We start from the raw sequence: 6,599 nt of genomic DNA on the forward strand, positions 1-6,599 counted from the left end.
CCCGCGGAGCATGGACCAGGACGGTCTCGGGCCGGCCCGCCTCGAAGGCGGCCGGGTCGACGGACGTGTCCTCGACGGGGACGACGCAGTCCGCTCCACCGGGCAGGGGGGCTCCGGTCATCACCGCGCAGGCCTCGTCGTCGTGGATCTCCGGTCCCGGCCCCTGGCCGGCGTGGATCGACCCCACCACCCGGAGCCGCACCGGCGAGTCCGGACCGGCCCCGGCGACATCCGACGAGCGCACCGCGTAGCCGTCCATCTGCGAGTTCACGAACAGGGGGAGGTCGGTCGACGCGAGCAGGTCCCGGGCGAGCACCGAGTCCGCGCACGCCACGAGGGGCAACCGGGTGCTCTGGGAGGCCCGCTGCAGCACCGACGCGAGATGCGTGCGCAGGAGCTCTCGGTACCCGTCGGGGGACGGGCGGGACTCGGGGCGGGTCGGGCGGTCGGGGTGGGAGGCCATGCCCCCACGGTAATCGCGTTGTACTGTGCCTACGGTCCGCGCGCGGGGCGCAGGCGGCGAAGCTAAGGGGCGACGGTGGCGAGAAGGCCGGGGAGAACGACGCTGTGGACCGTCCACGGTGACGGCAAGAGCATCAGGCCCGGCGAGGTCGTGGCCCCCATGGAACGGTTGAGCTGGCCCCGGACCATCGGCATCGGCGCCCAGCACGTGGTGTCGATGTTCGGCGCGACGTTCGTCTTCCCCATCATCATGGGGCTCAACCCACAGCTCGCCATCCTCTTCTCCGGCGTCTGTACGCTGCTGTTCCTGGCGATCGTCAAGGGGCAGGTCCCCAGCTACCTGGGCACCTCGGTCGCGTTCGTCGGGGCGGTCGCGGCGATCCGCGCGCAGGGTGGCACGAGCGCGGAGGTCACCGGCGCGATGCTGGTGGCGGGTGCGACGCTCGCCGTCGTCGGCATCATCGTGCACGTGGTGGGCGGGCGCGTGGTCACCGCGATCCTCCCGCCGGTCGTCACCGGGGCCGTGGTGATGCTGCTGGGCTTCAATCTGGCGCCCGTCGTGGCCGAGACCTACTGGCCGCAGGACCAGTGGGTGGCACTGACGGTGATGATCGCCCTGATCCTCATGACCGTGGGACTGAAGGGCTTCGCCGGCCGGATCGCGATCTTCCTCGCGCTGATCTTCGGCTACGTCCTGTCGTGGATCCTCGACCTGGTGACGGGGCCCATCACCTCGTTCAACGCCACCGCCGGTGAGGTGACGGAGCACCTGCGGGTGGACTGGTCGGGAGTGTGGGACGCGCCGTGGCTCGGGCTGCCGCCCATGACCGACGAGGCCGCGGGCGTGGTGGGAATCCACGCCCCGGACTTCTCGCTCGCGTTCGTGCTGCTCATCGTCCCCGGGATCATCGCCCTGATCGCCGAGAACGCCGGTCACGTCAAGGCGATCGGCGAGATCACGCGCACCGAGACCGACGGCCTGATGGGCCGGGCCCTGGCCGCCGACGGTGCGGGCACCGTCCTGGCCACCTCGTTCGGTGGATCGGCGACGACGACGTATGCCGAGAACATCGGGGTGATGGCCGCGACCAAGGTCTACTCCACCGCCGCATACGTGGTGGCCGCCCTGACCGCCATCCTCCTGGGGTGTTCGCCGAAGCTGGGTGCGGTGATCTCGGCGACGCCCGGCGGGGTGCTGGGCGGGATCACGGTGGTCCTGTACGGCATGATCGGCCTGCTCGGTGCCAAGATCTGGAAGGAGAACCGGGTCGACTTCGGCAACCCGCTCAACCTGGTCCCGGTCGCGGCGGGCGTGGTGATCGCCGTCGGCGACACGACCCTGGTCGTGACGGACGACTTCCAGCTCGGCGGGATCGCGCTCGGCACCCTCGTGGTGGTGCTGGGCTACCACCTCGCCCGGGTGATCGCCCCGCAGTTGAGAGCGCAGGCCGAGCGCGACGAGATCCACGAGCTCACCCTCCTCGGGCCGAACCCGGAGGTGGAGGTGCCGGAGAGGTAGCCGCCCGCCGGTGATGCGGGCGCGCGCCTACACTCGACCCGGACGGCCGGCAGATCGGAGGTGCGCGTGACAACGCAGGACCCCCCGAACACCTCGGTGCTCATCGACACCTTCGGTCGCACCGCGCGAGACCTGCGCGTGTCGCTGACGGAGAAATGCTCGCTGCGGTGCACGTACTGCATGCCGGAGGAGGGGTTGCCCCCGATCCCCGACGCCGCACGGATGACGGGCGACGAGGTGGTCCGGCTGGTCGCGCTCGCGCACCACGAACTCGGGGTGCGCGAGGTGCGCTTCACCGGCGGGGAACCGCTGATGCGCCAGGACCTCGAGCAGATCATCGCCGGGACCAGGGCGGCGTGCCCGGACCTGCCGATCGCCCTGACCAGTAACGGTGTCGGACTCGAGCACCGGGTGGGCGCGCTGGTCGACGCCGGGCTCGACCGGATCAACATCTCGCTGGACACGGTCAACCGCCTGGAGTTCGCGGAGCTCACCCGCCGCGATCGACTGCCGTCGGTCCTGCGCGGGGTGCGGGCCGCGGTCGAGGCGGGACTCGACCCGGTCAAGGTCAACGCGGTGCCGATGCGGGCGACCCTGCCCGGGGCTCCGGACCTGCTGGAATGGGCTCTGACCGAGGGCGTGCAGCTGCGGTTCATCGAGGAGATGCCGCTCGACGCCGACAACACCTGGTCCCGGGTGGAGATGGTCACCGCGCAGGAGCTGCTCGAGGTGCTGGGCGCGCGATTCGACCTCGTCCCCGCCGGCCGCGAGGACCCGTCCGCACCGGCCGAGTTGTGGCAGGTGGTCGGACGTTCGGTGGCGGGGTCTCCGGCACACGTCGGGGTGATCGCCACCGTCACCCGGAATTTCTGCGCGGCCTGCGACCGGACGAGGTTGACCGCGGAGGGCACAGTGAGATCCTGTCTGTTCAGCGACGACGAGACCGACGTCCTGGGCGTCCTGCGTTCCGGCGCGCAGGACGCGGAGATCGCCCGGGTCTGGCGCGGGGCGATGTGGGGCAAGCAGGCCGGGCACGGCATCGGCGGGACGGCGTTCCACCGGCCGCGCAGGTCGATGGGCGCCATAGGTGGATGATTTGTCAACAAAATGGTGCCGGCGTGTCCGGGACAGAGGTTAGAGTCGACCACGTGAGCACGACATCCAGAATGATCACCGTGGGGTACTACGCGGCGGCCGAGGACGCGGCCGGCACCGCGCGCGAGCGCCTCCTCACGGAGGCGACCACCATCGGCGAACTGGCCCGGGAGGTCTGCGAGCGGCACGGTGAGCCGCTCGCCAGCATCGTCACGGTCTCGTCGTTCCTCATCGGCGAGGAGACCACCCGCGATCCCCACGCGTCGATCGACGGGGTCTCCGTGGTCGACGTCCTGCCCCCGTTCGCCGGAGGGTGACCGGTGGGACGGCGTTCGGGGCTCGCGTTGGGCGTCGCCCTGATGTGTTCCGGCGTCGCCTGTGCGGTCGAGGAGCCTGAGGCCACCGCGGTCGTCTCGCTCGGGGTGGCGGCCGCCCCGTCGCTGTCCGAGGCGTTCGTCGACATCATCCGGATCTTCGAGGCGGAGAACCCGGGTGTTCGGGTCCATCTCGAACTCGGGCGGTCGGACGAGATCGCCCGGGGGTTGTCCGAACGCACGGACCTCAACGTCTTCGCCTCCGCGAGCGAGGAGGCGATGGAGTCGGCAGTAGAGCAGGGCGCTGCGGTGGGGCCGCAGATCTTCGCCCGCAACCACGTGGTCGTGGCGGTCCCGGCCGGGAACCCCCGCGACGTCCGAGAGATGGCCGACCTGGCCCGTCCGGAGTTGAGGGTGGGCCTGTGCGCGGTGGACACCCCGTGCGGGAAGGCGACCGAGAAGGTGCTCACGGCCTGGTCGGTGCAACCCGTGGACGCCGTGAGGGAATCGGGTGGGTCCCGCGCTCTCACCGCCAGGCTCGCGGACGGTGAGATGGACGTGGGAATCGTCTACCGCACGGACGTGGCGAGTTCGAACGGGTGGGTGGCGCCCGTCGAGGTGGAGGGCCGCGAACGCGAGCTGATGAGGTCAGCGGGCATGACCCGGTACGTCCTCGCCCGCGTACCCGGTGGGGAGGGCGGCCCGGACGGCGAAGCTGAGCGGGTCGCTGCCGACCGGTTCCGCGAATTGGTCACCTCTGATCGCGGCCGCAGAGCGCTCGAGGGGGTCGGGCTGGAACCGCTGCCGGAGTGACCCGGGTGCCGCCCGGCGCGCGGGACTAGACCAGCCAGTCGTTGGGGGCGAAGAGCTCGGCGTGAATCCGGTGTTCGGGCACCCCGGCCTCGAGGAACCTCGGGCGCATCGACTGGAGGAAGCCGGTGGAGCCACACAGGAAGACGTGTGCGTCCGCCGGGAGTCCGACGGAGGCCGGGTCCATGAGGCCCGGGTGGACCGTCCCGGGTCCGGAGGCCGCGTCCGCGCCGTGCTCGTACCAGGTGTGCACCTCGGCATCGGCGAGCAGTGAGGACTCGCCGGCGACCTCCTCGGCCAGAACGTGCTGGTCGGGCGAGCGGTCCGCGTGCAGGATCAGCACGCGCCGGGGATCGTCGGTCGCCGACAGGTGAGCGATCATGCCGAGCATCGGGGTGATGCCGATCCCGGCCGAGCACAGGACGACCGGTGCCGCGTCCGGGCCCGACCCGGTTCCCGCGGCGTCCAGGACCAGGTCACCGAACGGCAGCGTGACCTGGAGCGTGGTGCCGACCCTGGCGTGGGCGTGCAGCCACCCGGAGACCTCACCGGCGGGGCACGGACCCGCGCCACCGGAGACCGCGTCGACCCGGCGGACGCCGATCCGCCACGTGCCCGACCCCGGCGCCGCCGACAGCGAGTACTGACGCAACTGACGCGCGCCGTCGGGCAGCACCACTCCGACGGAGGTGTACTGGCCGGGTCGGAAGTCTGGCAGGTCGCCACCGTCGGGACCGCCGAGGGTCACCACGGTGACGGAATCGGTGACGTCCTCCCGGGCCAGGACGACGGCGGTAGCGCATTTGTCCGCAGTGATCTCAAATACGTTCTGAGCTGGGCATTTGGCGGGCGTGTCACCAGCAGGAACGCGGGGTCCCCCTAACCGTCGCGGCCCGTCGTCGCGTCGGCGGAGCACCTCGGCGGGGGCGGGGGAGGGCGCGGCTAGGATCGATCCCCATGGCAGCCTCCCTCCTCGTCGCCGGCACCACGTCGGATGCCGGCAAGAGCGTGGTGGTGACGGCGCTGTGCCGGGCGTTCGCCCGGCGGGGCATCAGGGTCGCGCCGTTCAAGGCGCAGAACATGTCCAACAACTCGATGGTCGTCCGGGGTCCGGCGGGCTTCGGGGAGATCGGCCGCGCGCAGTGGATCCAGGCCCTCGCGGCACGCGCCGAGCCCGAGGTGGCGATGAACCCGGTGCTGCTCAAGCCGGGCGGCGACCGGCGCAGCCACGTGGTGGTGATGGGCCGCCCCGCCGGGACGGTCTCGTCCAGGGACTTCGTCGACGGTCGCGTGCATCTGGCCACCGCCGCCCATGCCGCATACGACGACCTGGCCGACCGGGCCGACCTGGTGCTGTGCGAGGGCGCGGGCAGTCCTGCCGAGATCAACCTCCGTGCCGGTGACTACGTCAACATGGGCCTGGCCCGTCACGCCGACCTGCCGGTGGTCGTGGTGGGCGACATCGACCGCGGCGGGGTCTTCGCCGCGATGTACGGCACGGTGGCACTACTGGATGCCGCCGACCAGCGGCTCGTCGCAGGCTTCGTCGTCAACAAGTTCCGCGGTGACCCCTCGCTCCTCGCACCGGGGCTGGACCACCTCGAGGCGCTCACCGGACGGCGGGTCCACGGAGTGCTGCCCTGGAGCCCCGACGTGTGGCTCGACTCCGAGGACGCGCTGGACATCGGCGGTCGCCGCGCCGACGCCGGCCGGGCTTTGCGGGTCGCCGTGATCCGGCTGCCCCGGATCAGCAACTTCACCGATGTCGACGCGCTGGGGCTGGAGCCGGACGTCGACGTGGAGTTCGTCACCGACCCCCGGACCGTCCGGGGCGCGGACCTGGTGGTCCTGCCCGGCACGCGCGCGACGATTGACGACCTGGCCTGGCTCCGCTCCCGCGGTCTGGACCGCGCGGTGATCGACCACGCCCACGCCGGGGGGTCGGTGTTCGGCATCTGCGGTGGCTTCCAGATGCTCGGCCGACTCGTCCGGGACCCGGAGGGGGTGGAGGGTCCCGAGGGCGCGGAGGTCGACGGGCTCGGGCTGCTGGACGTGGAGACGGAGTTCGGGCCGGAGAAGGTCCTGCGTCTGCCCACCGGGGAGGCGCTCGGTCACGCGGCGGCCGGGTACGAGATCCACCACGGGCGGATCGGCCTCGGCGCGGACCCCGAGTTCCTCGGGGGCGCGAGGCGCGACGGTGTGGCGGGCACCATGTGGCACGGGAGCCTCGAGTCCGACGGGTTCCGTCAGGCCTACCTCGCGGAGGTGGCGGCCCGCGTCGGCCGGGTCCGCGAACCCTCCGGGGTGGACTTCGCCGCCGCACGCGAGAGGCGACTGGACCTGCTGGGTGATCTGGCGGTGGAGCACCTCGACCTGGACGCCCTGCTGGAGCTGGCCCG

6 protein-coding genes and 1 pseudogene are annotated in these 6,599 nt (G+C 71.8%); 5 read left to right on the forward strand and 2 right to left on the reverse strand.

All coding sequences use genetic code 11. The annotated features are described in order from the left end of the window. Positions 1 to 463: pseudogene (locus G6019_RS06400) on the reverse strand (gephyrin-like molybdotransferase Glp); the annotation flags it as partial. 159 nt (positions 464 to 622) lie between these two features. Here G6019_RS06400 and G6019_RS06405 point away from each other — a divergent pair. The 4 genes from G6019_RS06405 to G6019_RS06420 all read left to right on the forward strand — a co-directional run bounded on the left by G6019_RS06405 (position 623) and on the right by G6019_RS06420 (position 4,203). Then, entirely contained in the window at positions 623 to 1,981 is a 1,359-nt protein-coding gene (locus G6019_RS06405; protein WP_241725904.1) for a uracil-xanthine permease family protein, read from the forward strand. A gap of 66 nt (positions 1,982 to 2,047) precedes the next feature. After that, on the forward strand, positions 2,048 to 3,076 hold the full coding sequence (moaA, locus tag G6019_RS06410; RefSeq protein WP_231750434.1) for a GTP 3',8-cyclase MoaA: 1,029 nt from the start codon (positions 2,048 to 2,050) through the stop codon (positions 3,074 to 3,076). A gap of 53 nt (positions 3,077 to 3,129) precedes the next feature. Further along, complete coding sequence (locus tag G6019_RS06415; protein WP_231750435.1) at positions 3,130 to 3,393, forward strand: MoaD/ThiS family protein; 264 nt, start codon at positions 3,130 to 3,132, stop codon at positions 3,391 to 3,393. 3 nt (positions 3,394 to 3,396) lie between these two features. Further along, the gene (locus G6019_RS06420; protein ID WP_107755345.1) at positions 3,397 to 4,203 is read left to right on the forward strand and encodes a molybdate ABC transporter substrate-binding protein; all 807 of its coding nucleotides are present in this window, start codon (positions 3,397 to 3,399) and stop codon (positions 4,201 to 4,203) included. 25 nt (positions 4,204 to 4,228) lie between these two features. On the opposite strand, the gene G6019_RS06425 is transcribed toward G6019_RS06420, so the two are convergent. After that, on the reverse strand, positions 4,229 to 4,948 hold the full coding sequence (locus G6019_RS06425) for a hypothetical protein (RefSeq protein WP_375539749.1): 720 nt from the start codon (positions 4,946 to 4,948) through the stop codon (positions 4,229 to 4,231). Positions 4,949 to 5,157: 209 nt separating this feature from the next. Here G6019_RS06425 and G6019_RS06430 point away from each other — a divergent pair. Further along, positions 5,158 to 6,599 (forward strand): cobyric acid synthase (locus G6019_RS06430; RefSeq protein ID WP_182627227.1); only part of this gene is annotated, 1,442 nt, incomplete at its 3' end.

The sequence above is a fragment of the Dietzia sp. DQ12-76 genome (assembly GCF_014145045.1).
In the GTDB taxonomy this organism is placed as follows: domain Bacteria; phylum Actinomycetota; class Actinomycetes; order Mycobacteriales; family Mycobacteriaceae; genus Dietzia.

Excerpts from the sequence above, each read along its gene's own strand:
- G6019_RS06405 (WP_241725904.1), top strand. The coding sequence starts at position 623 with ATGGAACGGTTGAGCTGGCCCCGGACCATCGGCATCGGCGCCCAGCAC.